At 70.8% G+C, this 22,503-nt stretch carries 22 protein-coding genes; 13 read left to right on the top strand and 9 right to left on the bottom strand.

The window, feature by feature from the left end; genetic code table 11:
- Nucleotides 1-26: 26 nt before the first annotated feature.
- A complete protein-coding gene (locus CEK69_RS09915) occupies nucleotides 27-1,496 on the top strand; it encodes a benzaldehyde dehydrogenase (RefSeq protein WP_152245327.1) in 1,470 nt (489 codons plus the stop codon).
- Nucleotides 1,497-1,799: 303 nt separating this feature from the next.
- On the opposite strand, the gene CEK69_RS09910 is transcribed toward CEK69_RS09915, so the two are convergent.
- Nucleotides 1,800-2,699 (bottom strand): helix-turn-helix domain-containing protein, encoded by a 900-nt coding sequence (locus CEK69_RS09910; RefSeq protein ID WP_152245325.1) that lies wholly within the window; start codon nucleotides 2,697-2,699, stop codon nucleotides 1,800-1,802.
- Nucleotides 2,700-2,792: 93 nt separating this feature from the next.
- On the opposite strand from CEK69_RS09910, the gene pobA reads away from it, so the two are divergent.
- The gene (pobA, locus tag CEK69_RS09905) at nucleotides 2,793-3,971 is read left to right on the top strand and encodes a 4-hydroxybenzoate 3-monooxygenase (protein ID WP_152245323.1); all 1,179 of its coding nucleotides are present in this window, start codon (nucleotides 2,793-2,795) and stop codon (nucleotides 3,969-3,971) included.
- A gap of 448 nt (nucleotides 3,972-4,419) precedes the next feature.
- Nucleotides 4,420-4,908: a nuclear transport factor 2 family protein gene (locus tag CEK69_RS09900; protein ID WP_017911713.1), complete on the top strand. Its 489-nt coding sequence runs from the start codon at nucleotides 4,420-4,422 to the stop codon at nucleotides 4,906-4,908.
- An 87-nt stretch (nucleotides 4,909-4,995) separates the two neighbouring features.
- Here CEK69_RS09900 and CEK69_RS09895 read toward each other — a convergent pair whose 3' ends face one another.
- From CEK69_RS09895 to CEK69_RS09885, 3 genes are read right to left on the bottom strand one after another with little or no spacing between them, the layout of a single operon-like run.
- On the bottom strand, nucleotides 4,996-5,979 hold the full coding sequence (locus CEK69_RS09895) for a PDR/VanB family oxidoreductase (RefSeq protein ID WP_152245321.1): 984 nt from the start codon (nucleotides 5,977-5,979) through the stop codon (nucleotides 4,996-4,998).
- A gap of 49 nt (nucleotides 5,980-6,028) precedes the next feature.
- Nucleotides 6,029-6,778: a GntR family transcriptional regulator gene (locus CEK69_RS09890; RefSeq protein ID WP_152245319.1), complete on the bottom strand. Its 750-nt coding sequence runs from the start codon at nucleotides 6,776-6,778 to the stop codon at nucleotides 6,029-6,031.
- Between the two features lie 29 nt (nucleotides 6,779-6,807).
- On the bottom strand, nucleotides 6,808-7,884 hold the full coding sequence (locus CEK69_RS09885; RefSeq protein WP_017916012.1) for an aromatic ring-hydroxylating dioxygenase subunit alpha: 1,077 nt from the start codon (nucleotides 7,882-7,884) through the stop codon (nucleotides 6,808-6,810).
- A 328-nt stretch (nucleotides 7,885-8,212) separates the two neighbouring features.
- Here CEK69_RS09885 and CEK69_RS09880 point away from each other — a divergent pair, with 328 nt between their 5' ends.
- From CEK69_RS09880 to pcaC, 8 genes are all read left to right on the top strand, one after another.
- Nucleotides 8,213-8,902: a 3-oxoacid CoA-transferase subunit A gene (locus CEK69_RS09880; protein ID WP_017911717.1), complete on the top strand. Its 690-nt coding sequence runs from the start codon at nucleotides 8,213-8,215 to the stop codon at nucleotides 8,900-8,902.
- Nucleotides 8,890-9,561 (top strand): 3-oxoacid CoA-transferase subunit B, encoded by a 672-nt coding sequence (locus CEK69_RS09875; protein ID WP_193313950.1) that lies wholly within the window; start codon nucleotides 8,890-8,892, stop codon nucleotides 9,559-9,561. The genes CEK69_RS09880 and CEK69_RS09875 overlap by 13 nt, the downstream gene beginning before the upstream one ends.
- Nucleotides 9,558-10,766 (top strand): 3-oxoadipyl-CoA thiolase, encoded by a 1,209-nt coding sequence (pcaF, locus tag CEK69_RS09870; protein ID WP_152245317.1) that lies wholly within the window; start codon nucleotides 9,558-9,560, stop codon nucleotides 10,764-10,766. The genes CEK69_RS09875 and pcaF overlap by 4 nt, the downstream gene beginning before the upstream one ends.
- Nucleotides 10,767-10,853: 87 nt before the next feature.
- Complete coding sequence (gene pcaH, locus CEK69_RS09865) at nucleotides 10,854-11,573, top strand: protocatechuate 3,4-dioxygenase subunit beta (RefSeq protein ID WP_152245315.1); 720 nt, start codon at nucleotides 10,854-10,856, stop codon at nucleotides 11,571-11,573.
- A 4-nt stretch (nucleotides 11,574-11,577) separates the two neighbouring features.
- Nucleotides 11,578-12,135, top strand: coding sequence for a protocatechuate 3,4-dioxygenase subunit alpha (pcaG, locus tag CEK69_RS09860; protein ID WP_152245313.1), 558 nt, complete (start codon nucleotides 11,578-11,580; stop codon nucleotides 12,133-12,135).
- Between the two features lie 66 nt (nucleotides 12,136-12,201).
- Nucleotides 12,202-13,554, top strand: a complete 1,353-nt coding sequence (locus tag CEK69_RS09855; RefSeq protein WP_152245311.1) for a 3-carboxy-cis,cis-muconate cycloisomerase — start codon at nucleotides 12,202-12,204, stop codon at nucleotides 13,552-13,554.
- A 112-nt stretch (nucleotides 13,555-13,666) separates the two neighbouring features.
- On the top strand, nucleotides 13,667-14,446 hold the full coding sequence (pcaD, locus tag CEK69_RS09850) for a 3-oxoadipate enol-lactonase (RefSeq protein WP_152245309.1): 780 nt from the start codon (nucleotides 13,667-13,669) through the stop codon (nucleotides 14,444-14,446).
- 39 nt (nucleotides 14,447-14,485) lie between these two features.
- A complete protein-coding gene (gene pcaC, locus CEK69_RS09845; RefSeq protein WP_017908151.1) occupies nucleotides 14,486-14,890 on the top strand; it encodes a 4-carboxymuconolactone decarboxylase in 405 nt (134 codons plus the stop codon).
- 235 nt (nucleotides 14,891-15,125) lie between these two features.
- On the opposite strand, the gene CEK69_RS09840 is transcribed toward pcaC, so the two are convergent.
- The 3 genes from CEK69_RS09840 to CEK69_RS09830 form a co-directional block, all read right to left on the bottom strand.
- Nucleotides 15,126-15,995 (bottom strand): IclR family transcriptional regulator C-terminal domain-containing protein, encoded by an 870-nt coding sequence (locus CEK69_RS09840; protein WP_152245307.1) that lies wholly within the window; start codon nucleotides 15,993-15,995, stop codon nucleotides 15,126-15,128.
- A 326-nt stretch (nucleotides 15,996-16,321) separates the two neighbouring features.
- Nucleotides 16,322-17,359 (bottom strand): NADP-dependent oxidoreductase, encoded by a 1,038-nt coding sequence (locus tag CEK69_RS09835; RefSeq protein ID WP_152245305.1) that lies wholly within the window; start codon nucleotides 17,357-17,359, stop codon nucleotides 16,322-16,324.
- Nucleotides 17,356-18,315: an aldo/keto reductase gene (locus tag CEK69_RS09830; RefSeq protein ID WP_152245303.1), complete on the bottom strand. Its 960-nt coding sequence runs from the start codon at nucleotides 18,313-18,315 to the stop codon at nucleotides 17,356-17,358. The genes CEK69_RS09835 and CEK69_RS09830 overlap by 4 nt, the downstream gene beginning before the upstream one ends.
- A 175-nt stretch (nucleotides 18,316-18,490) precedes the next feature.
- Between CEK69_RS09830 and CEK69_RS09825 the strand changes: the two genes are divergently transcribed.
- Nucleotides 18,491-19,348 (top strand): class I SAM-dependent methyltransferase, encoded by an 858-nt coding sequence (locus CEK69_RS09825; RefSeq protein WP_152245301.1) that lies wholly within the window; start codon nucleotides 18,491-18,493, stop codon nucleotides 19,346-19,348.
- Nucleotides 19,349-19,433: 85 nt separating this feature from the next.
- Nucleotides 19,434-19,970 (top strand): pseudouridine synthase, encoded by a 537-nt coding sequence (locus CEK69_RS09820; protein ID WP_017908156.1) that lies wholly within the window; start codon nucleotides 19,434-19,436, stop codon nucleotides 19,968-19,970.
- Between the two features lie 193 nt (nucleotides 19,971-20,163).
- Here the strand turns inward: CEK69_RS09820 and CEK69_RS09815 are convergent, their stop codons facing one another.
- Together CEK69_RS09815 and hrpB are read right to left on the bottom strand one after the other, a co-directional pair.
- Nucleotides 20,164-20,574: a hypothetical protein gene (locus tag CEK69_RS09815; protein ID WP_017908157.1), complete on the bottom strand. Its 411-nt coding sequence runs from the start codon at nucleotides 20,572-20,574 to the stop codon at nucleotides 20,164-20,166.
- 115 nt (nucleotides 20,575-20,689) lie between these two features.
- A partial coding sequence (hrpB, locus tag CEK69_RS09810; RefSeq protein ID WP_152245299.1) for an ATP-dependent helicase HrpB occupies nucleotides 20,690-22,503 on the bottom strand: 1,814 nt, incomplete at its 5' end.

Genomic DNA, 22,503 nt, shown 5'->3' with positions numbered 1-22,503 from the left:
TTCCTCTTTCCACGAGAGCACACAGCATGCATAGCACCGAACCTCTGGCCGCCGCATCCACCTGGAGCGAGCGCATCTTCAACGGCGAGTGGGTCGCCGCCCAGGGCGGCGTCCTCGAGGTGATCGAACCGGGCAGCGGCACGCCGCTGCACCGCGTCGGCCAGGCCAATGCCGCCGACGTGGCCGCGGCGGTGGCGCAGGCGCGCGAGGCGCAACGCGCCTGGGCGGCCACGCCGCCGCGCGAGCGCGCGGCCGTGTTCCATCGCGCCGCGCAGGTATTGCAGCAGCATGCGGCCGCGGCCGCGGCGCTGATCGCCCGCGAGACCGGCGGCATCCTGCCCAAGGGTGAGCACGAGGTGCGCGAGGCGATCGTGCTGCTGCAGCAGGCCGCGGCGATGCCGCTGCAGGCGCAGGGCCAGGTGCTGCCGACCGCGCCGGGCCGACTGAGCCTGGCGCGACGCCTGCCGTTGGGCGTGGTCGGGGTGATCTCGCCGTTCAACTTCCCGCTGGTGCTGTCGCTGCGTTCGGTGGCGCCGGCACTGGCGGTCGGCAACGCGGTGGTGCTCAAGCCGGATCCGCGTACGCCGTACGCCGGCGGTTTCGTCATCGCCGAGGTGCTGCAGCAGGCCGGCCTGCCGAAGGGCCTGCTGCACGTGCTGCCAGGCGGTGCGGATGCCGGCCAGGCGCTGGTCGAGGCGCCTGGCGTGCCGATGATCGCGTTCACCGGTTCCACCGCCGCCGGCCGCCGTATCGGCGAACTGGCCGGCAAGCACCTGAAGAAGACCGCGCTGGAACTGGGCGGCAAGAACTCGTTGATCGTGCTCGAGGATGCCGACCTGGACAAGGCGGTGTCGGCGATCGCCTTCGGCGCGTACTTCCACCAGGGACAGATCTGCATGGCCACCGGCCGCGTGCTGGTCCAGCGCAGCATCGCCGCCGAACTGACCCGGCGCCTGGCCGAGAAGGCGCGGCACCTGCCGGTTGGCGATCCGGCCACCGCCCACGTGGCGCTCGGTCCGATCATCGACCAGCGCCAGCTGCAGCACGTCAAGGACGTGGTCGATGCCTCGGTGGCGGCCGGCGCCGTGGTCGAGGCCGGCGGCACCCACGAGGGCCTGTTCTATGCGGCCACGGTGTTGTCGAACGTGCAGCCGGGCATGCCGGCGTTCGAGGAGGAAGTGTTCGGCCCGGTCGCCAACGTGATTGCGTTCGACAGCGACGACGAGGCGGTGGCGCTGGCCAACCAGACCGAGTACGGCCTGTCGGCCGGCATCCTGTCGGCGTCGGTTGGTCGCGCGATGGCGCTGGGCGAACGCCTGCACACCGGCCTGCTGCACATCAACGACCAGACCGTGGCCGACGAAGTCACCAACCCGTTCGGCGGCACCGGTGCCTCCGGCAACGGCACCAGCATGGGCGGCCCGGCAGACTGGGGCCAGTACACGCACTGGCAGTGGGTGACGATCCAGGACAGCGCGCCGCAGTATCCGTTCTGAGGACAAGTCGCCGGGCGTCGATGTGGCGCCCGGTTGTGCTCGTGGATGCATTGATTGCGGGAGAGATGATTGTTCCGTTGCGTGCGTGTTGAGCTACGCGCGGCCAATAAGGCCCTGGCACCGGCACCGGCGCCGACACTGCATTGTGGGAGGGACTTCAGTCCCGACGCTTCTGCGGTGACTCGCCATTTCAGCCGCGACGAACGAAGCGGGACTGGTCGATCATCGATCACGTGTCGGGACTGAAGTCCCTCCCACAGTAAAGCGACCGCACCGCGATCTCCGTACTGGCTGCGGGTCGTGTCACCCCTGCGCGCGCTGCCGGAACTGGATCGGCGAACACCCCGCATGCCGGCGGAAGCAGCGGCTGAAATACGCCGCATCGGCATAACCCAGGACTTCGGCCAGCTGCTGCACGGTCAAGGTGGTGTAGACCAGGCTGCGCCGTGCCTCGAGCATGATCCGGCGTTGCAACAGTTCCAGCGCCGAGGCGCCGGCCAGGCGCCGGCACAGCGCGTTGAGATGGCTGCGGCTCAGCCCGAGCCGGTCGGCATAGCGGGCCAGCGGCCAATGCTCGCGGTAATGCGCGTCGATCAGCGCGGTATAGGCGCGCACGTGGCGCGCGCCGCGGTCGGCATCGTGCGGATCGCGATGGGCATCCGCCAGCGCGCCGCGCGCCGCCCACAGCAAGGCCTGCGTGGCCAGCGCCTGCAGCATCGGCTCGCGGCCGGGGCGGTGCTGTGTGTGTTCGGCGGCGATGGCGGCGAAGCAGGCGTCCAGCATCGCTTGCTGATCGCCGGCGGGCAGGCACAGCGGCCGCGCCAGCGCTTCGTCCAGATTCGGCCATTGCGCCGCCAGGCGCTGCCGCAGCGGCGCCGACACGGTCACGACATGGCCGCGCACGTTGCGCTGGAAACGGAAGCCGTGCACGCACAGCGGCGGCAACAGCAGCAGGCATGGTCCGCGCAGGCGCTGCTGCGTTCCGTCCAAGTGCAGGCCGGCGCTGCCGCGTTGCAGATACAGCAGCTGCAGCAGATCGCCGTGGCGGTGCGGGCGGATGTGCCAGTCGTGCAGGCGGCTGCGCGCGGCGATGGATTCCCAGTGCAACAGGTCCGATGTCCCTCTGTCGCCGGTCTCGCCGTACAGGCGAAAGGCCGGGACCGTGGCGGGCGACGCGACAGCGGCGGAGGCAGTGCGGGGCATCGGCGAAAAATACCGGAATCGGTCGCGATGATCCATGTCCTCGGCACGCCGCAACCGGAACACTGTGGGTCTGTCCCATCCTTCGGAGGACGTATGCGTACCCAGGTCGCCATCGTCGGCGCCGGCCCGGCCGGGCTGCTGCTCGGGCAGTTGCTGCACGGCCACGGCATCGACACCGTCATCGTCGAGCGGCAGACGCCCGAGCATGTGTTGTCGCGAATCCGTGCCGGCGTGCTGGAGCAGGGCACCGCCGACCTGCTGTGCGCCGCCGGTGCGGGCGCGCGCATGCAGCGCGAAGGCATCGTCCACCACGGCTTCGAACTGGCGCTGGAGCAGCGCCGCGAACGCATCGAACTGAGTGCGGCGACCGGTGGCCGTGCGGTCACCGTCTACGGCCAGACCGAAGTGACCCGCGACCTGATGGACGCACGCCGCGCTGCCGGTGCCGCCACCCTCTATTCCGTCGAGGATGTGCAGTTGCACGACATCGCCGGGCTGCAGCCGTGGCTGAGCTTCGTCCAGGATGGCGTCACGCAGCGCCTGGACTGCGACTACGTGGTGGGCTGCGACGGCTTCCACGGGGTCAGCCGCCGCGCGATCCCGGCTGAGGTGCTGCGCGTATACGAGCGGGTCTATCCGTTCGGCTGGCTGGGCGTGCTGGCCGATACCCCACCGGTGGCCGACGAACTGATCTATGCGCGCAATGCGCGTGGTTTCGCGCTGTGCAGCATGCGTTCTCCCACCCGCACCCGCTACTACGTGCAGGTGCCGGCGAACGAGCGGGTGGAGGACTGGTCGGACGATCGCTTCTGGGACGAGCTGCGTCGGCGTCTGCCCGACGACGTGGCGCAGGCGCTGGTCACCGGTCCGTCGCTGGAGAAGAGCATCGCGCCGCTGCGCAGTTACGTCGCCGAACCGATGCAGTACGGCCGCCTGTTCCTGGCCGGCGATGCCGCACACATCGTGCCGCCGACCGGCGCCAAGGGCCTGAACCTCGCTGCCGGCGACGTCGGCCTGCTCGCGCACCTGTTCGCGCAGGCACAGCAGGAGCGCAGCGACGCGCCGCTGCAGCGCTATTCGGAACTGGCCCTGCAGCGCGTGTGGAAGGCCGAGCGCTTTTCCTGGTGGATGACCACGATGCTGCATCGCTTCCCGGAAGAGGACGCGTTCAGCCGGCGCCTGCACGATGCAGAACTGGACTACCTGCTCGGCAGTGCCGCCGGACGCGCGACCATTGCCGAGAACTACGCGGGATTGCCGTTGGCGGTTTAGGGCTGGGATTGGTGAGTCGGGATTGGGGATTCGCAAATCCGCGTCCTAGGTCTCTTGCGCACGTCGATCGTGTCCTTCTCCGCGTTCTTCCAATCCCGAATTCCGAATCCCCACCCTCGACATGAGAGTCGTCGATCATTGTGATCGATGACGGCGATCAAGCGCGCCGATGGATGACGGTGCAGAGCGCCAACACATCGCGGCGCCATGCACTGCACGCGAACCTTTAGGTGCGTGTTACTGCGCCATTTCTGAGGTCGAGGTAACTGTGGCGACTCTCCCAGACCAGGAAAAAAGCCGGTAAATCCGCGTGCTTTTCGCGATTTCCTGCCTCGCGCAGGCACGGCGCGTTGCTACGCTGCAGCCGCGCCGGTGCCGACGTTGCCGCGCATCGCGGTAGCGCAGCGGCACTGCGCATTCCCCCTGTTCCCCCATCGGAGAGTCTTCCATGAAGATCCGTTTTCAGGCCTGTCTGCTGGCGCTGCTGCTTGCGCTCCCGGTCGCGTCCGCGTTCGCGCAGACCGCGGTCACCGCCAATCCCAACCACGCGCAGTTGCTGCACGGCGAGGACTGGCGCACCACCGCCAACAAGCGCCTGGTGTACGACTTCTGGCGCATCGTGTTCGAAGCCGGACACACCGAATATGCGCCGATGTACATGGCCAAGGACTACATTCAGCACAACCCGAACGTGGCCAATGGCCGCGATGCGTTCCTGGCGTTCCTGACCTCCTTCGTCAAGCCGACGCCGATCCAGCCGCGCGTGCAGTTGCCGCTGGTGGCGATCCTGGCCGAGGGCGACTACGTGACCCTGGTGTCGGTGCGCACGCTGCCCGATCCCAAGGACGCCAGCAAGACCTACACGACCACCTGGTTCGACATGTTCCGCATCCAGAACGGCAAGATCCAGGAGCACTGGGACGCGGCGACCAAGTGAGGTCGCGTCGCGTGCGTTGATCGCTGGCAGGCGCCGTCCACCCGCGTGGACGGCGCCTGCGTGCTGCGAGGGGAATGCGCGCAGGCGTCAGAACGCGTCGGCGCGGTAGCCGGTGTCGATGCTGACGCTGCCGCCGAGCGCGCGCGAGACGCAGGCGCACAGCTTGCGGTTGCTGTGGCGCTGCTCGTCGCTGAGGAACACGTCGCGGTGGTCCAGCGGCGCGGCCGCCTCCAGCACCTCGACCACGCACAGGCCGCATTCGCCGCGGCGGCAGTCGGCCATGACTTCCACGCCGGCCGCGCTCAGCGCATCCAGCAGCGATTCGTTCTCGGCGACCTGCACGGTCTTGCCCAGCGCCGGCACCTGCACCACGAACGGCTGCGCCGGTGCGTTGCCGCTGTTGCCGAAGGTCTCGAAGTGCAGGCGCGCGCGGGCGCGGCCGTCGTCGCGCCAGCGTTTCCGCAGTTCGTCCAGCAGCGGCAGCGGGCCGCAGGCGTAGACGTCGGCGTTGCGCGGCCATTGTGCGATCTGTGCAGCCAGCTCGAGCTGGCCCAGGTGTTCCGGGCAGAACAGTTGCAGGCGCTCGCCCAGCAGGTCCTGCAGATGCTCCAGGTAGGCCATGCTGGCGCGGCTGCGGCCGGCGTACAGCACTTGGAACGGGATGCGCCCGCGCGCCAGCCGTTGCGCCATACCCAGGATCGGGGTGATGCCGATGCCGCCGGCGACCAGCACGATGTGCTCGGCGGTCTCGTCCAGCGCGAAGTGGTTGTTGGGCGAGGAAACTTCCAATTGATCACCCGGCGCCAGCGCCCACATCGCCCGCGAACCGCCGCGGCTGCCGGGCACCGCGCGCACCGCGATGCGGTAGTGGCCGTCTGCGGCGGGCTCGCCGACCAGCGAGTAGGAGCGCTCGTGCCAGGCCTCGCCGATGCGCACGCGCACGTCGAGGTGGCTGCCCACGCTAAAGGAGCGGCTGGCGCGACCGGGATCGAGGACGATCTCGCGCACGTCCTGGCACGGCGTGGCGACGGCGACGACGCGGGCGGTGGTCCACTGGGTGTCTTTGCGCATGGCGGGGTCCGGCAGGCGGGAAGGGGAGACGGGCGCGTGTGCGCCGCGATCAGGCGGGTGGGCGGCGCCGCAGCAGACGGCTGCCGGGGATCTGGCCCAGCGCGTTCTGGTCGTGCAGGGCGTGGTGGGCGTTGCGCTGCGCCAGCCGCGCGTGTTCGCGCATCAGCGCTTCGGCGCGCGCGCCTTCGCGGCGCACGATCGCGTCCAGCACCTGACGGTGTTGGTCCTGCGCGATCGACAGCACGGTGGCGGCTTGGCTGCGTTCGAGTACGAAGCTGCTCGGCGAGGCGAACGGCAACTGCGCGACGCGCGCGAACTCGCGCGACAGCAGCGCGCTGCCGGCCATCTCGAACAGCAGCGCGTGCAGCTGTGCGTTGCCGTCGACGTAGTGGGCGAAGGCCTCCTCGCTCAGCGGTCGCGTCGCCAGGACGGCGTCGATCTGCGCCAGCAACGCCTGCGCCCGCGCGAGCAAGGCCGGCTCGGCACCGCGCTCGGCCGCGCGGCGCGCGGCCAGCCCTTCCAGGGTGCCGCGCAGTTCGATGGCGTCGTCCACATCGGCCTCGTCGAACGCCTGCACCGCGTAGCCGCCGCCACGCAGCGGCTGCACCAGGCCTTCCTCGGCCAGCCGCTGCAGGGCGGCGCGCACCGGCGTGCGCGAGACGCCCAGGCGCTCCACCAGCGCAACCTCGGACAAGCGCTCGCCGGCGGGCAGGGCGCCGGCCAGGATCAGCTCGCGCACTTTCAGCAGGGCGCGGGTGGTCTGCGCGGCACTGGAGCGGAACGGATGCGCGGCGGACATGGCGGTGGCTCCGGGATCCTGGCGGCGGTTCATCCGACCATGCGCAGCTGCAGGTCCTGGTTGCGCTGCTCGGCGGCGACCATGCGCTCGATCAGCCGCCGCGCCCACATGCCGCCGGCATCGACGTTGAGGTTGTAGAACACGTGATCCGGATGCGCGTCGATGGCGCGCTGCTGCGCTTCCAGGATCAGCTCGTCCTCGCCGAACACACCGCTGACGCCGTCGCGCAGGCGCGTGGTGATCGACTGCTCGTGCAACGAATGGTTGCGCGCGAATGCCCAGAAGTAGTGGCAGGTGCGATCGGTTTCCGGGGTGATGGTGTTGAGCACGTAGCCGTTGACCCCGCGCGAGCGGTCGCCCTGCGGCGCGCCGCTGCCGGCCACCGCCACGCCGACGTCGATGGCGATGGTGCAGGGCGCCTCGAAGCGGATGATCTGCCAGCGGTCGACCTTGCCGCGGTAGCCGTGCGCATGTTCGATCTGCCAGGCCCAGAACGGCGGCGGGTCGATGTCCAGCATCCAGCGCGAGACCACCGTGCTGCGTTCGCCGTGGACCACGTCGAACGGCGCCTCGGCGACCTCGTCCTGGCCGATGCTGGAGCCGTGCACGAAGGTCTCGTGAGTCAGGTCCATCAGGTTGTCCAGCACCAGCCGGTAGTCGCACTTGACGTGGATGGTGCGGCCGTCGCCGGCCCAGGCCGGGTCGTCGTTCCAGTGCAGGTCCGGCACCAGCGCGGGGTCGGCCAGCGCCGCGTCGCCCGGCCACACCCAGACGTAGCGGTGCCGTTCCACGGTGGGGAAGCGGCGCACGCAGGCGGAAGGGTTGATCGTGTCCTGCGAGGGCATGTGCACGCAGCGCCCGTTCGCGTCGTAGACCAGGCCGTGGTAGCCGCAGACCACGTCGTCGCCGCGCAGCCGGCCCATCGACAGCGGCACCAGCCGATGCCAGCAGGCGTCCTCGAGCGCGGCCACGCGGCCGCTGCTGGTGCGGTACAGCACGATGTCCAGATTGCACACCTTGCGCGGCAGCAGCGCGTGCTTGACCTCGTGATCCCAGGCGATGGCGTACCAGGCATTGAGCGGAAATGCCGGAGTGGACGACTGCATGGCGGCGACCTCGATTGTGTATACAACAGGCTGGGGGAAGATCCTTGCGTGTTGCGGGCGGAGGGCGAGCGGGCGCTGCCTTTACGCCATCGCCCGATACGCGGCGATGGCCGAATGTATACAACAGGGATGAGCCGGCGCGCCGTTGCCACATCGTTAAATTGTTCGTTTATCGAACTGTGCATCCGATAATCGGATTGACCGCCCGCCAGTGCCGGCCTAACGTGGCCTCCCGGACCGACCTGGAGGAGGATGTCGTGGCAGACCTTGTAATGCGCTTGCGCCGACGCGCGCTGCGCCCCCGGCCGGCGACGGTGGAGCGGCGCCGATGATCGACAAGACCCTGGCTTCGTGCGCCGACGCAGTGGCCGACATCCACGATGGCGCCACGGTGATGATCGGCGGCTTCGGTACTGCGGGCATGCCCGATGCGCTGATCGACGCGCTGATCGCGCAGGGCGCGCGCGAGCTGACCATCGTCAACAACAACGCCGGCAACGGCGAGACCGGGCTGGCCGCGCTGATCAAGCACAAGCGCGTGCGCAAGATCGTGTGCTCGTTCCCGCGGCAGAGCGACTCGCAGCACTTCGACGCGGCCTACCGCGCCGGCGAGCTGGAACTGGAACTGGTGCCGCAGGGCAACCTGGCCGCGCGCATCCATGCGGCCGGCAATGGTCTGGGCGCGATCTTCACCCCGACCGGCTACGGCACCGAGCTGGCCGCCGGCAAGGAGACCCGCGAGATCGACGGTCGCCACTACGTGCTGGAGTATCCGATCCGCGCCGACTTCGCGCTGATCAAGGCGCACCACGGCGACCGCTGGGGCAACCTGGTGTACCGCAAGACCGCACGCAACTTCGGCCCGCTGATGGCGATGGCCGCGACCTGCGCGATCGTGCAGGTGGAGAAAGTGGTGGAACTCGGCGCGCTGGATCCGGAAGCGGTGGTGACGCCGGGCATCTTCGTGCAACGCGTGGTGGCGGTGGCCACCGCACAGGAGGGCGCATGCACGCACTGACCGGCCGCGGCATCGACCGCAACGCGCTGGCCGCACGGGTGGCGCGCGACATCCCCGAGGGCGCCTACGTCAACCTGGGCATCGGCCTGCCGACCGCGGTGGCCAACTTCCTGCCGGCGGACAAGGAGATCTTCCTGCACAGCGAGAACGGCCTGCTCGGCATGGGGCCGGCGCCGCCGCCGGGGCAGGAGGACCTGGACCTGATCAACGCCGGCAAGCAGCCGGTGACGCTGCTGACCGGCGGCTGCTATTTCCACCACGCCGACTCGTTCGCGATGATGCGCAGCGGGCGCCTGGACGTGTGCGTGCTCGGCGCGTTCCAGGTGTCGGTGCACGGCGACCTGGCCAACTGGAGCACCGGCGCGGCCGATGCGATCCCGGCGGTCGGCGGCGCGATGGATCTGGCGATCGGCGCCAAGCAGGTCTACGTGATGATGGAACTGCTGACCAAGCGCGGCGAGCCCAAGCTGGTGAACGCCTGCAGCTATCCGTTGACCGGGCTGCGCTGCGTGTCGCGGGTGTACACCGACTTGGGCGTGTTCGCGCTCGGGCCGGACGGCGCGCGCGTGCTCGAACTGGTCGAGGACGTGAGCCTGGACGACCTGCGCCAGGCCACCGGGCTGGCGCTGACCCTGACCGATTCCACGGAGGCGGCATGAACGAGGCCTACATCATCGACGGCATCCGCACGCCGATCGGCCGCTACGGCGGCGCCCTGGCCGGGGTGCGTGCGGACGATCTCGGTGCGGTGCCGCTGCAGGCGCTGCTGGCGCGGCAGCCGCAGCTGGATCCGGCGCAACTCGACGACGTCTACCTGGGCTGCGCCAACCAGGCCGGCGAGGACAACCGCAACGTCGCGCGCATGAGCCTGCTGCTGGCGGGCCTGCCGTTCGGCGTGCCGGGCAGCACGGTCAACCGCCTGTGCGGTTCCGGCCTGGATGCCATCGGCACCGTCGCGCGCGGTATCCGCGCCGGCGAGCTGGGCCTGGCCATCGCCGGCGGCGTCGAGTCGATGTCGCGCGCGCCGTGGGTGATGGGCAAGGCCGACAGTGCCTTCGCCCGCAACCAGCAGCTCGAAGACACCACCATGGGCTGGCGCTTCGTCAATCCGAAGCTGCAGCAACTGTATGGCGTGGAGCTGATGGGCGAGACCGCCGAGAACGTAGCCGCACGCTACTGCATCTCGCGCGAGGACCAGGACGCCTTCGCCCTGCGCAGCCAGCAGCGCACCGCCGCCGCGCAGGCCGCCGGCTTCTTCGACGGCGAGATCGTGCCGGTGACCGCGCCGGGCAGGAAGCGTGGCGAGACCGTCGAAGTCAGTGCCGACGAGCATCCGCGCGCCGACACCACCCTTGAGGCGCTGGCCAGGCTCAAGCCGATCTTTCGCCAGCCGGGCACCGTCACCGCCGGCAATGCCTCGGGCATCAACGACGGCGCCGCCGCGCTGCTGCTGGCCAGCGCCGCGCAGGTGCAGGCGCTGGGCCTGACCCCGCGCGCACGCGTGCTGGGCTTCGCCAGCGCCGGCGTGGAGCCGGCCTACATGGGCATCGGCCCGGTGCCTGCCACGCGCAAGCTGCTGGCGCGGCTGGGGCTGTCCATCGGCGATTTCGATGCGATCGAACTCAACGAGGCGTTTGCCGCGCAGGGCCTGGCCTGCCTGCGCGAACTCGGCTTCGCCGACGATGCCGCGCACGTCAATGCCAACGGCGGCGCGATCGCGCTCGGTCATCCGCTGGGCATGAGCGGTGCGCGCCTCGCCCTGACCCTGCTGCGCCAGCTCGAGGCCAGCGGTGGTTGCCGCGGCCTGGCGACCATGTGCATCGGCGTCGGCCAGGGCGTGGCGCTGGCGATCGAGCGGCTGTAGCCGCTCGCCCCATCGACGCTGCGCCGCATACGCCTGCATCATTCTTCCAGCCAACCGGCTCCGCGCGGAGCCAGCGAGACCCGCACGATGCGCGACGACACCCCCATCGATCCCCTGCTCGGCTATCGGCGCCCGTACCCCGGGACGCAGCCGGCCTACCTGCACCCGCCCTACGCCTCCACCGGCGCCCGCGGCCCGACCCGCGATCCGATCGCGATCCCGCTGACCCTGTCCGAAGCGACCGGCCCGACCCTGGACCGCACCACCCTCGGCGAACACGCCGCCGATCTCACCGTCGGCTTTCCCGATGCACCGCTGGGCGAGCGCATCATCGTCAGCGGGCGCCTGCTCGACGAGAACGGCAAGCCGGTGCGCAACAGCGTGGTCGAGGTGTGGCAGTGCAACGCCGCCGGCCGCTACCTGCACGCCGGCGACCAGCACGACGCGCCGCTGGATCCCAACTTCACCGGCACCGGCCAGGTGCTGACCGACGACCACGGCCGCTACCGCTTCACCACCATCAAGCCCGGCGCCTATCCGTGGCGCAACCACTACAACGCCTGGCGCCCGGCGCACATCCACTTCTCGCTGCACGGCGACGGCATCGGCCAGCGCCTGGTCACGCAGATGTATTTCCCCGGCGATCCGCTGCTGGCGTTCGACCCGATCTTCAACTGCGTGGAGGACCCGAAGGCGCGCGAGCGCATGGTCTCCGCGTTCGACTGGGAGACCACCGCCAACGAGTTCGCGCTGGGCTACCGTTTCGACATCGTCCTGCGCGGACGCAAGCAGACCCCTTGGGAGTGAGGCGATGAGTTTCCAGGCAACCCCTTCGCAGACGGTCGGCCCCTACTACCGGATCGGGCTGGAGCCGCTGTACCGCACCGAGATCGCGCCGGCGCAGGCGCAGGGCACCCACGTGGAGATCGTCGGCAGCGTGTTCGACGGCAACGGCGCACCGGTCGGCGATGCGCTGCTGGAGATCTGGCAGGCCGATGCCGCCGGCATCTACGACCATGCCGCCGATCCGCGCCGCGGCGACCACGATCCCGCCTTCCATGGCTGGGGCCGGGTACCGACCGACGCGCAGGGCCGCTTCGCCTTCCGCACGGTCAAGCCCGGCCGCGTCGCCGGGCCCAAGGGTCCGCAGGCGCCGCACCTGGTGGTGCTGGTGTTCATGCGCGGCCTGCTGCGCGCCGCGCCGACCCGGCTGTACTTCGGCGACGACAACCTGGATGGCGACGCGATCCTGGCGCAGGTGTCGGCCGAGCGCCGCGCGACCCTGGTCGCGCAACCGCTGGCGCCCAATCGCTACCGGTGGGACGTGCGCATGCAGGGGGAGCACGAGACCGTGTTCTTCCGCTACTGAGCGCAGCGACATCCCGCACAGGCTGCAGCGGTTACGCTGCATGATCTCTCCACCGCCTACGAACCGATGAGCGTCTCCGAGTCCCTGTTGCGTCCGCTGTTCGGCGATCCGGCCGTCGATGCGCTGTTCGACGACCGCGCGCGCCTGCAGGCCATGCTCGACGTGGAAGCGGCGCTGGCGCGCGCGCAGGCACGCTGCGGCGTGATCCCTGCCGACGCAGCGGCGCCGATCGCCGCCGCCTGCGATGCCGCGCGCTACGACCTGCCGGCGCTGGCCGCCGCTACCGCGTTGGCCGGCAATCCGGCCATTCCCTTGGTCAAGGCGCTCACCGCGCAGGTCACCGCCGCCAATGAAGACGCCGCGCGCTGGGTGCACTGGGGCGCGACCAGCCAGGACATCATCGACAGCGGCGCGGTGCTGCAACTGCGCGCCGCGCTCGACCACGTGGAAGCGCAACTAGACGCGCTGTGCACGGCGCTGGCGGCGTTGGCGCAGCGCGAGCGCGACACCGGGCTGCCCGGGCGCACCCTGTTGCAGCAGGCGGTGCCGGTGACCTTCGGGCTGAAGGCCGCGGGTTGGCTGGACGCGCTGCAGCGCAGCCGCCGACGCCTGCAGGCGCTGCGCGAGGATGCGTTGGTGCTGCAGTTCGGCGGTGCCGCCGGCACCCTGGCTGCGCTGCAGTCGCAGGGCCTGGCCGTGGCCGAGGCGTTGGCCGAGGAATTGTGGCTGCCGTTGCCGGCGCTGCCCTGGCACGCGGCGCGCGATCGTATCGGCGAGATCGGCGCGGCGTTCGCGCTGCTCGCCGGCAGCCTCGGCAAGATCGGCCGCGACGTCGCCCTGCTGATGCAGTCGGAAGTGGCCGAGGCGTTCGAGCCGGCGGCGGCGGGCAAGGGCGGCTCCTCGGCGATGCCGCACAAGCGCAATCCGGTCGGCTGCGTGGTCGCGATCGCCGCCGCCACGCGCGCGCCCGGCCTGCTGGCGACCTTGTTCGCGGCGCTGCCGCAGGAACACGAGCGCGCGGTCGGCGGCTGGCATGCCGAATGGGAAACCTTGCCGGAACTGGTGCGCCTGAGCGCCGGCAGCCTGGCCCAGGTGCGCGTGCTGATCGAGGGCCTGGAACTGGACCGCGCGCGCATGGCCGCGCATCTGGACAGCCATGGCGGCCTGCTCTACGCCGAGGCGGTGGCGGTGACCCTGGCTGCGCATCTGGGCAAGACTGCCGCGCACGCGCTGGTGGAAACCGCGGTGCGCCGCGCGCTGGCCACGCAGCAGCACCTGCGCGCGGTGCTGGCCGAGGAGCCGCAGGTGACCGCGGTGCTGGCGCCGGCGGATCTGGATGCGCTGTTCGCCAGCGACAGCTGGCGCGGCATGGCAGCGGTGTGGATCGAGCGCGTGCTCGCCGCGCAGGCGCGCGCGTGAACCGTCGCGCCGTGCCTGTCTGCCGCAGCGTCGGCGCCACGTTCTAGACTTGTCGGTGCCGCGCGGTTCCGTGCCGCCGTGGCCCCTTCCACTTTCCCTGCGAGCGCCGCCCATGCCCATCCTCGACCTGCCCACGCATCGTCTGCATTACCGCATCGACGGCAGCGAAGGCCGTCCGTGGCTGACCCTGTGCAACTCGCTCGGCACCGACCTGCACATGTGGGACGCGCAGATTGCCGCGCTGTCGCCGCATTTCCGCGTGCTGCGCTACGACCGTCGCGGCCATGGCGCGTCCACCACACCGCCGGCGCCCTATGCCATCGCCGACCTCGGCGGCGACGTGGTGGCGCTCTGGGATGCGCTGTCGATCGAGCGCAGCCATTTCTGCGGCCTGTCGATCGGTGGGCTGACCGGGCAGTGGCTGGGCCTGCACGCGGGCGAGCGCCTGCTCAGCCTCACCCTGTGCGCCACCGCGGCCAAAATCGGCAGCGCCGAGAGCTGGCAGGCGCGCATCGAGCAGGTGCGCGCCGAAGGTCTGGCGCCGCTGTGCGACGGCACCCGCACGCGCTGGTTCACCGCGGCCTTCGCCGAGGCGCAGCCAGCCACCGTCGAGGCGATCCTGGACAGCTTCCGCGCCACCGATGCGCAGGCCTACATCGGCTGCTGCCAGGCGCTGGCCGAGGCCGACTTCCGCGCGCGCCTGGGCGAGATCGGCGTGCCGGTGCTGGCCGTGGCCGGGCACGACGATCCGGTGTGTCCGCCGGCCGATCTGCAGGTCATCGCCGCGCAGGTGGCGCAGGGCGAGGAGGCCGAGGTGCACGGCCGCCACCTGTGCAACGTCGAGTCGCCGCACGCCTTCAACGACGCGCTGCTGCGCTTCCTGCTGCAGTAGTCAGCGCCCGTTTTTCCCCACGTTTCAGGAGTCGCCCCGATGGACGAGAACGAACGCTACGCCGCCGGCCTGCAGGTGCGCCGCGCGGTGCTCGGCGATGCCCATGTCGACCGCTCGCTGGCCGCGCGCACGCCGTTCACCGAGGAGTTCCAGGAGTTCATCACCCGCACCGCCTGGGGCACGGTGTGGACCCGCGAGGGCCTGCCGCGGCACACGCGCTCGCTGCTGACCCTGGCGATGATGGTGGCGCGCGGCCACGACGAAGAATTCAAGCTGCACGTGCGCGCCGCGCGCAACAACGGCGTCAGCGCCGACGAAATCAAGGAAGTGCTGCTGCAGGCGGCGATCTATTGCGGCGTGCCCGCGGCCAACCACGCCTTCGCCCTGGCCGCGCCGATCCTGGCCGAGCAGGCGGCCGAAGGCGGCGCGAACGCTGCGGACTGAGCGCGGCGCTGCTGTCGCGGCAGAGGATGGCGGCGGCCCACGGTTGAGCGCCGACCGCGTCGTGCACGGGACGAAGTGTGCCTGCTGTAGGTCCTGCGACGGTGCCTCACGCAAGCCGGATCCGCGCGGCGCTTCGCGCGCCGTACCCTCACCCCAACCCCTCTCCCGGGGGGAGAGGGGCTTTGGCTCTTCCTTCTTCCACCGGAGGAAGGTGCCCAGCAGGGGCGGATGCGGGTCAGTCCAGCACGCGGCTCAACTGCTGCGCCGCGTAGCGCAGTGCCGGCAACACCGTGCTCTGCAGGCTGCCCAGGGTCATCCGCGCCACCGAGCTGCCGACGTTGAGCGCGGCGACCACGCGGTCCTGGCGGTTGCGCACCGGCACCGCCACCGAGCGCAGGCCGATCTCCAGTTCCTGGTCCACCACCGCGTAGCCGTCGCGCTGCACGCGCTCGAGCAGGGCCTGGAACTGCGCGCGGTCGGTGACGGTGCGCTCGGTGCGCGGGCGCAGCGGATTGCGCTCCAGATAGCTGTTCAAGGTGTCGCCCGGCTGCGCCGCCAGCAGTACCCGGCCCATCGAGGTGCAGTACGCCGGCAGGCGGCTGCCGGCACGCAGGCCGATCGACATGATGCGCACGGTTTCCGCACGCGCCACGTACAGCAGGTCGTCGCCGTCGAGCACGCCCAGCGAGCAGGACTCGTGCAAGGTGTCGCGCAGCGCGTCCAGCACCGGTTGCGCCGCCACCGACAGCGCGGCGGTGGACAGGTAGCCGCTGCCGATGCCCAGCGCGCGCGGCAGCAGCACGTAGCCGCGGCCGTGGGTGCCGGCATAGCCCAGCTTCTCCAGCGTGTACAGCACGCGCCGCACCGCCGCGCGCGGGATGCCGGTGTCGGCGCTGAGCTGAGCCATGCTGACGTCGCGGCTGTGCTGGCCGAAGGCGCTGAGCACGGCCAGGCCGCGCGCCAGCGAGGTCATGAAGTTCGGGTCGCCTTCGCATTCGCCGATGCACCGCATCAGTTCCGCGGCCAGGCCGCGCTCGGGCGGGGTGGGGGCGGTGGCGGCGCGCGCGGTGCGGCGTGCGCGAGGGGGGCGCGGGGACTCGGACATGGAAGCGGCGGCGGCGGCGATGCGTCCGATGGTAGTGGCTGCATCCGCGGGCGTCGATGCCGCGGTGTGGCGAGATGGCCGATCGCCAGCGTCATGAAACATGTCGGAGGGGCTTCAGCCGCGACGCGCAGAGATTGGAATGCGGCCCGATCGGGAGGATTCGGCGCGTCGGGACTGAAGTCCCTCCCACAGTGCAGATTCCGACACTGTCGGTTCCGCACGTGTGGGAGCGGCTTCAGCCGCGACGTGCGAGGATCGGTGGGCGTGATTCGGTGGGTCGGGACCGAAGTTCCTTCCACCGGCGACCCTGCCTCAGACCTGTCGCCTCAGTCGCCCAGCCGCACCACCAGCTTGCCGAAGTTGCCGCCGCTCAGCATGTCGATGAAGGCCTGTGGTGCGTTTTCCAGCCCGTCCACCACATGCTCGCGGTAGCGTACGCGGCCGTCGGCCAGCCAGGCGCCCATCTCGCGCAGGAACTCCGGGTACAGCTTGACGAAGTCGCTGACGATGAAGCCGCGCAAGGTCAGGCGCTGGCGCAGCACTTGGCCCATCAGTGCCGGCATCCGGTCCGGCCCCGGCGGCAAGGCGCCGTTGGCGTTGTAGGTGGCGATGGTGCCGCACACCGGCACCCGCGCGAAATCGTTGAGCAGCGGCAGCACCGCATCGAACACGTGGCCGCCGACGTTCTCGAAGTACACGTCGATGCCGTCGGTCGCGGCGGCGCGCAACTGCTCGGCAAAGTCCTTGGCGCGGTGGTCCAGGGCCACGTCCACGCCCAGTTCCTCGCGCAGGTAGCGGCATTTTTCCGCGCCGCCGGCGATGGCGATGACCTTGGCCCCGCGCAGTTTGGCGATCTGCGCCACGGTGGCGCCAACCGGGCCGGTGGCCGCGGCGACCGCCACGGTCTCGCCTGGCTGCGGCTTGCCGATCTCGTGCAGGCCGGCGTAGGCGGTGAAGCCGGGCATGCCGTACACGCCCAGCGCGGTGCTCGACGGCAGCGGCGAGTTGGGGTCGAGCTTGCGCCGCAGGCTGGCGCCGTCGACGACCAGATGGGTCTGCCAGCCGCCGTTCTGCACCAGCACCAGATCGCCCGGCGCATGGTCGGGGGAATTGGAGTGCAGTACCTCGGCCACGGTGCTGCCGACCATGGTCTCGCCCAGTTGCACCGGCGGCGCGTAGGACGGCGCATCGCTCATGCGCCCGCGCATGTACGGGTCCAGCGACAGCCAGCGGTTGCGCAGCAGCACCTGGCCGGGGCCGGGTGGCGCAATCGGGGCCTGTTCGGTACGGAAGTTGTCGGTGCCCGGCGCGCCCTGCGGACGCGAGGCGAGGACGATGCGGGTGGTCTGGGTGGGGGCGGTCATGCGGTTTCCTCGCTTGCGGTATTCAATTGCGCGATGTCCTCGGCCGACAGCTGCAGGCGCGCGGCGGCGAGCAAGTCCTGCAGTTGCTCCAGGCTGGTCGCGCTGGCGATCGGCGCGACGATGCCGGGTCGTGCCATCAACCAGGCCAGCGCCACCTGCGTGGGCGTGGCCGCATGTTTGCCGGCGATGTCGTCGAGCGCGGCGAGGATGCGCAGGCCGCGCGCGTTGAGATAGCGCGCGACCACGCTGGCGCCGCGCGCCTGGCTCTTGCCCGCGTCTTCGGCCTGACGGTACTTGCCGCTGAGGAAGCCGCTGGCCAGCGCGTAGTAGCACAGCACGCCCAGGCCCTGTTCGCGCACCAGCGGCTCCAGCTCGGCCTCGTAGCCGGCGCGGTCGTACAGGTTGTACTCCGGCTGCAGCGTTTCGTAGCGGGGCAGGCCGTATTGCGCGGAGACGTTCAGCGCCTCGCGCAGGCGCGCGGCACTGTAGTTGGAAGCACCGATGGCGCGCACCTTGCCCTGTTCGATCAGCCGCCCGAACGCGGCCAGCGTGGCTTCCAGCGGCACCGAATCGTCGTCCGCGTGCGCCTGGTACAGATCGATGACGTCGGTCTGCAGGCGCTGCAGCGAGTCCTCCGCGGCGGCGGCGATGGTGTCGGCCGACAGGCCCGGGCGTTCGGCCCACTTGCCGACCTTGGTCGCGATCAGCACCTTGTCGCGCTTGCCGCTGCGCTTGAGCCACTGTCCGATCAGCGTTTCCGATTCGCCGCCGCGATTGCCGGGGACCCAGGCCGAGTAGATGTCGGCGGTGTCGACGAGATTGCAGCCGGCCTCGACGAAGGCATCGAGCAAGGCGAAGGAGGTCTTGGCGTCGGCGCTCCAGCCGAACACGTTGCCGCCGAACGCCAGCGGTGCCGCATGCAGGCCGGAGCGGCCGAGTTCGCGCGTGTGCAGCATGGAAAACGCTCCACTGTGGGGAAAGGCGACAGGATAGTCGCCGGGGATCGAAGGATCGGCCAATGCTCGCGAAAACAGCGTTCCGCCGGCGTGATTCGCGCTAACGGGAGCGCAACATTCGGGCTTGTCGGGCCGCATGCTAGGCTCGCCCCACCTCCTCTTGCGGATGCCTGCCATGACGCTTCGAACCTCGCTCGCCTGCGCCTGTACCCTGGCCGTCGCCACCGCCTTGCTCGCCCCTGCCGCGCAGGCGATCAAGCCTGCCGACACCGCGACGCTGCCGGCGCCGGACGCGTCCCTGCAGGCGGCGATCAACGGCAGCTGGCGCGACCGCGCCAACGTCGCCCGCGACGCTTACCGCCATCCCGGCCAGACCCTGGCGTTCTTCGGCATCAAGCCGACCCAGACGGTGATCGAGGTCACCCCGGGCGGCGGCTGGTATGCGGAGATCCTGGCGCCGTACCTGCGCGAGCGCGGGCAGTACATCGCCGCGGTGGTGGATCCGGCGGCCGTGCCGGAAGGGCGCGGCCGCGACTACCAGCAGAAGGCGCGCGCCGGCCTGGAGCAGAAGTTCGCCGCGGCACCGGCGCAGTACGACCGCGCGCGCATCGTCGCGTATGCGCCGAACGCACCGGTGTTCGGCCCGCCCGGCTCGGCCGATCTGGTGCTGACCTTCCGCAACGTGCACAACTGGCGCATGGCCGGCCAGGCCGAGGGCATGTTCAAGGGCTTCTACAACGTGCTCAAGCCCGGCGGCGTGCTCGGCGTGGTCGAGCACCGCGCCAAGGCCGACGCGCCGGCCGACGACAAGAGCGGCTATGTCGGTCAGGCGCAGGTGATCGCCATGGCCGAGGCGGCCGGTTTCAAGCTCGCCGGCAAGAGCGAGCTCAACGCCAATCCGCGCGACACCAAGGATTATCCGGGCGGTGTGTGGACGCTGCCGCCGAGCAACCAGCACGAGGCCGCCGATGATGCCAAGTACCAGGCGATCGGCGAGAGCGACCGGATGACCCTGAAGTTCGTCAAGCGCTGAGCCGGCGCACGAGCGGCGCGGCGCGGACGCATGGGACAATGTCTGCGCCGCGCCGTGCGGCGCAGGCCCGCCGCCGTTCCCGTCGATGCTGATCGCCTTCAACAAGCCCTTCAACGTGCTGTGCCAGTTCACCGACCGCAGCACGCCGCCGCGGCGCACCCTGGCCGAGTTCGGCCTGCCCGCCGATGTGTACGCGGCCGGACGCCTGGACTACGACAGCGAGGGCCTGCTGCTGCTGACCGACGACGGCGCGCTGGCGCACCGTCTTACCGATCCGCGGCACAAGCAGCCCAAGACCTACTGGGTGCAGGTGGAAGGCGCGCCGCAACCGGAGCAGGTGCAGCGCCTGCGCGACGGCGTGCTGTTGAACGACGGCCCGACCGCGCGGGCCGAGGTGACGTTGCTGGACGCGCCGCCATCGCTGTGGCCGCGCGATCCGCCGGTGCGTTTCCGCAAGAGCGTGCCCGATGCCTGGTTGCAGGTCGTGCTGCGCGAAGGCCGCAATCGCCAGGTGCGGCGGATGACGGCCGCGGTCGGCCTGCCGACCCTGCGCCTGGTGCGTGCGGCGATGGGCGCGCACCGTCTGGACGGGTTGGCGCCGGGGGCCTGGCGCGCGCTGTAGTGCGTGTTGTGCCGAATGACGCGTAGGAGCGGCGTCAGTCGCGACCGGAGCGCATCGGTAACACCTCGGTCGCGGCTGAAGCCGCTCCTGCGCTGGAAAGGTAGAGGCGCGGCGAACCATAAAAAAGCGACCGGGATGTCTCCCGGTCGCTGCGTTTCATGCGGCGGCTGCCGTCAGCGGCAGTGCGCGGATCTCACTCTTCGGTGGCGTCCTGCGCTGCGGCATTGCGGCGCGTGCCGCGGGTGCTGGCGGCGCTGCGGCGCGCACCCACGTTGCCGCGCTTGTTGGCCGCTTCGATGCGCTGCGCATTGCCTTCGATCGGCGCGCCCTTGTCGCGCTGGCGCTTGCGGTAGATGGCGTAGCCGAGCAGACCCACACCCACGGCGGCAGCGGCGATCGCGATGGCCGGGTTGCGGCGCACGGCGGTGCGCGCGACCTTGGAGCCGGTCTTCACTGCACCCATCGCGGCGCCCGCCTTGAGCGCGCCCATCGCCTTGCCCGACTGCAGCCACTTGTTCGCCTGCGGGCCGAAGTGCTTGAGACTGTCGCCGGCGTGGCTGGCGAGATCCAGGGCGCGATCGGTGATGATGGTCAGCTTGCTCATGGGCGTCCCCTACTGGCAGGAATGAAGGGCTGCAGTGTCGCCGGCCTACCGTATACGGGGCGTTAGCGCAGCGCCGTGGATTCGTCTGCCGGCTGAATGCGGTGCGCCAGACCCACTAGGTGCCACGCGGCTTGGCGCGATGGCTGGCGGTGGCGGTCCAGGGATCGTCCGGCCACGGGTGGCGCGGATAGCGGCCTTTCATTTCCTTCTTCACTTCCGGATAGGTGCTGGACCAGAAGTTGCGCAGGTCCTGGGTGACCTGCAGCGGCCGCCCGCCGGGGGAGAGCAGGTGCAGCAGCAGCGGCACGCGGCCGTCGGCGATGCGCGGGGTGTCGGCCAGGCCGAACAGCTCCTGCAGCTTGACCGCCAGCACTGGCGGCTGCGGCTGCCCGGTGTGGTCCAGGCTGTAGTCGATGCGCCGTTCCATCCCCGACGGCACCGCGATGCGCACCGGCGCGTGGCGGTCGATGGCCTGGCGGCGGTCCCACGGTAGCCGCGCCTTCAGCGCCTCGCCCAGTTCGTCCTCGCCGAGCGCGTCGAGCCGGGTCTTGCCGGCGAAGGCCGGGCGCAGCCAGTCGTCGAGGCTGGCCAGCAGCGCGGCATCGCCCAGGTCCGGCAGGTCCAGTTCCGGCATCCACTGGCGCAGTCCCGTCACCCGTGCGCGCCATTGCGACAGGTTCTCGCTCCAGGGCAGCGCCTGCAGTCCGAGTTCGCGCACCGCCTCGGTCAGCGCCGCGGCTGCCTGCGCCGGTTCGACCCGGCCGGCGGGGCGGCTGTCGAGCACGATGCGGTCGAAACGGGTTTCGCGCAGCGCCGTGAGCGCGCGCCGTTCCGGGTCCCAGCGCACCACGTCTTCCTGTGCGAAGCGCTGCGGAAACTGCGCGCGCAGGTAGCGCTCGTCCACCGGTGCGGCGCGCAGCAGCAGCGCGTCCTTGGCCTCGTGGCGCAGCTCGGTGGCGACCAGCCAGGGCTCGCCGCGCAGGTCGCTGTTGTCGAACAAACGCACGCTGCGGCCATTGGCCAGCTGGTAGCGCAGCGGATCGCTGGGGTGACGCGTGCCGACGCGGTCGGGAAAGGCGTGCGCCAGCAGATCGCCGAGTTCGTGCGCCTCCACGCTGTCCGGCGCGGTGGCGTCGCTGCGCAGGCGCCGCCGCCACTGCTTGGCCGCCGCGTCGATCGCCGCCAGCGCGCCGCGGTTGGCGTCGTGCGGCACGCGGCCGCGGCGAAATGCGGCCAGGGCGCGCCAGCGCGCGGCCAGCGCATCGCCGCCCTGGCGTAGCGGATCGCGCGCTTCGATCAGCGCGGCGAGGTCGCAGGCCAGGGCCTGCGCGCGTGCATCGCCGGCCGCCAGCAGCATCGCCGCCAGCCGCGGATGCGTGCCCAGCGCGAGCATGCGCCGGCCGCTGGTGGTGATGGTCCCGTTCGGACCGAGCGCGCCCAGCCGCTGCAGCAGCTCGCGGGCGGCGGCCAGCGCGCCGGGCGGTGGCGGATCGACGAAGCGCAGCCCATCGCTGCCCCAGGCGGCCAGTTCCAGCGCCAGCCCGGCCAGTTCCACCTGCAGGATCTCGGCGCGGCGTTGCGCCTCCAGGCGTTGCGATTGCGGCCACAGCCGGTAGGCCCAGCCGCTGGCGACACGGCCGGCGCGGCCGGCGCGCTGATCGGCCGAGGCCTGGGCGATGGCGGTCACGTCCAGCCGCGAGAAGCCGCTGTTGGGATCGTAGTGCGGCTCCCGCGCCAGCCCGGCGTCGATCACCACGCGCACCCCGGGCAGCGTCACCGAGGACTCGGCGACGTTGGTCGCCAGCACCACACGCCGCCGCCCCTGCGGATCCGGCTGCAGCACCTTGCTCTGCTGTTCCACCGGCAATTCGCCATGCAGCGGCAACACCTCCACTCCGCTCCCTTCTCCCCCCGGGAGAAGGTGGCGCG

This window comes from Xanthomonas sp. LMG 12462 (assembly GCF_009192885.1).
Classification (GTDB): Bacteria; Pseudomonadota; Gammaproteobacteria; order Xanthomonadales; family Xanthomonadaceae; genus Xanthomonas_A; species Xanthomonas_A sontii.
This window is presented reverse-complemented; position numbering and strand designations above follow the sequence as displayed.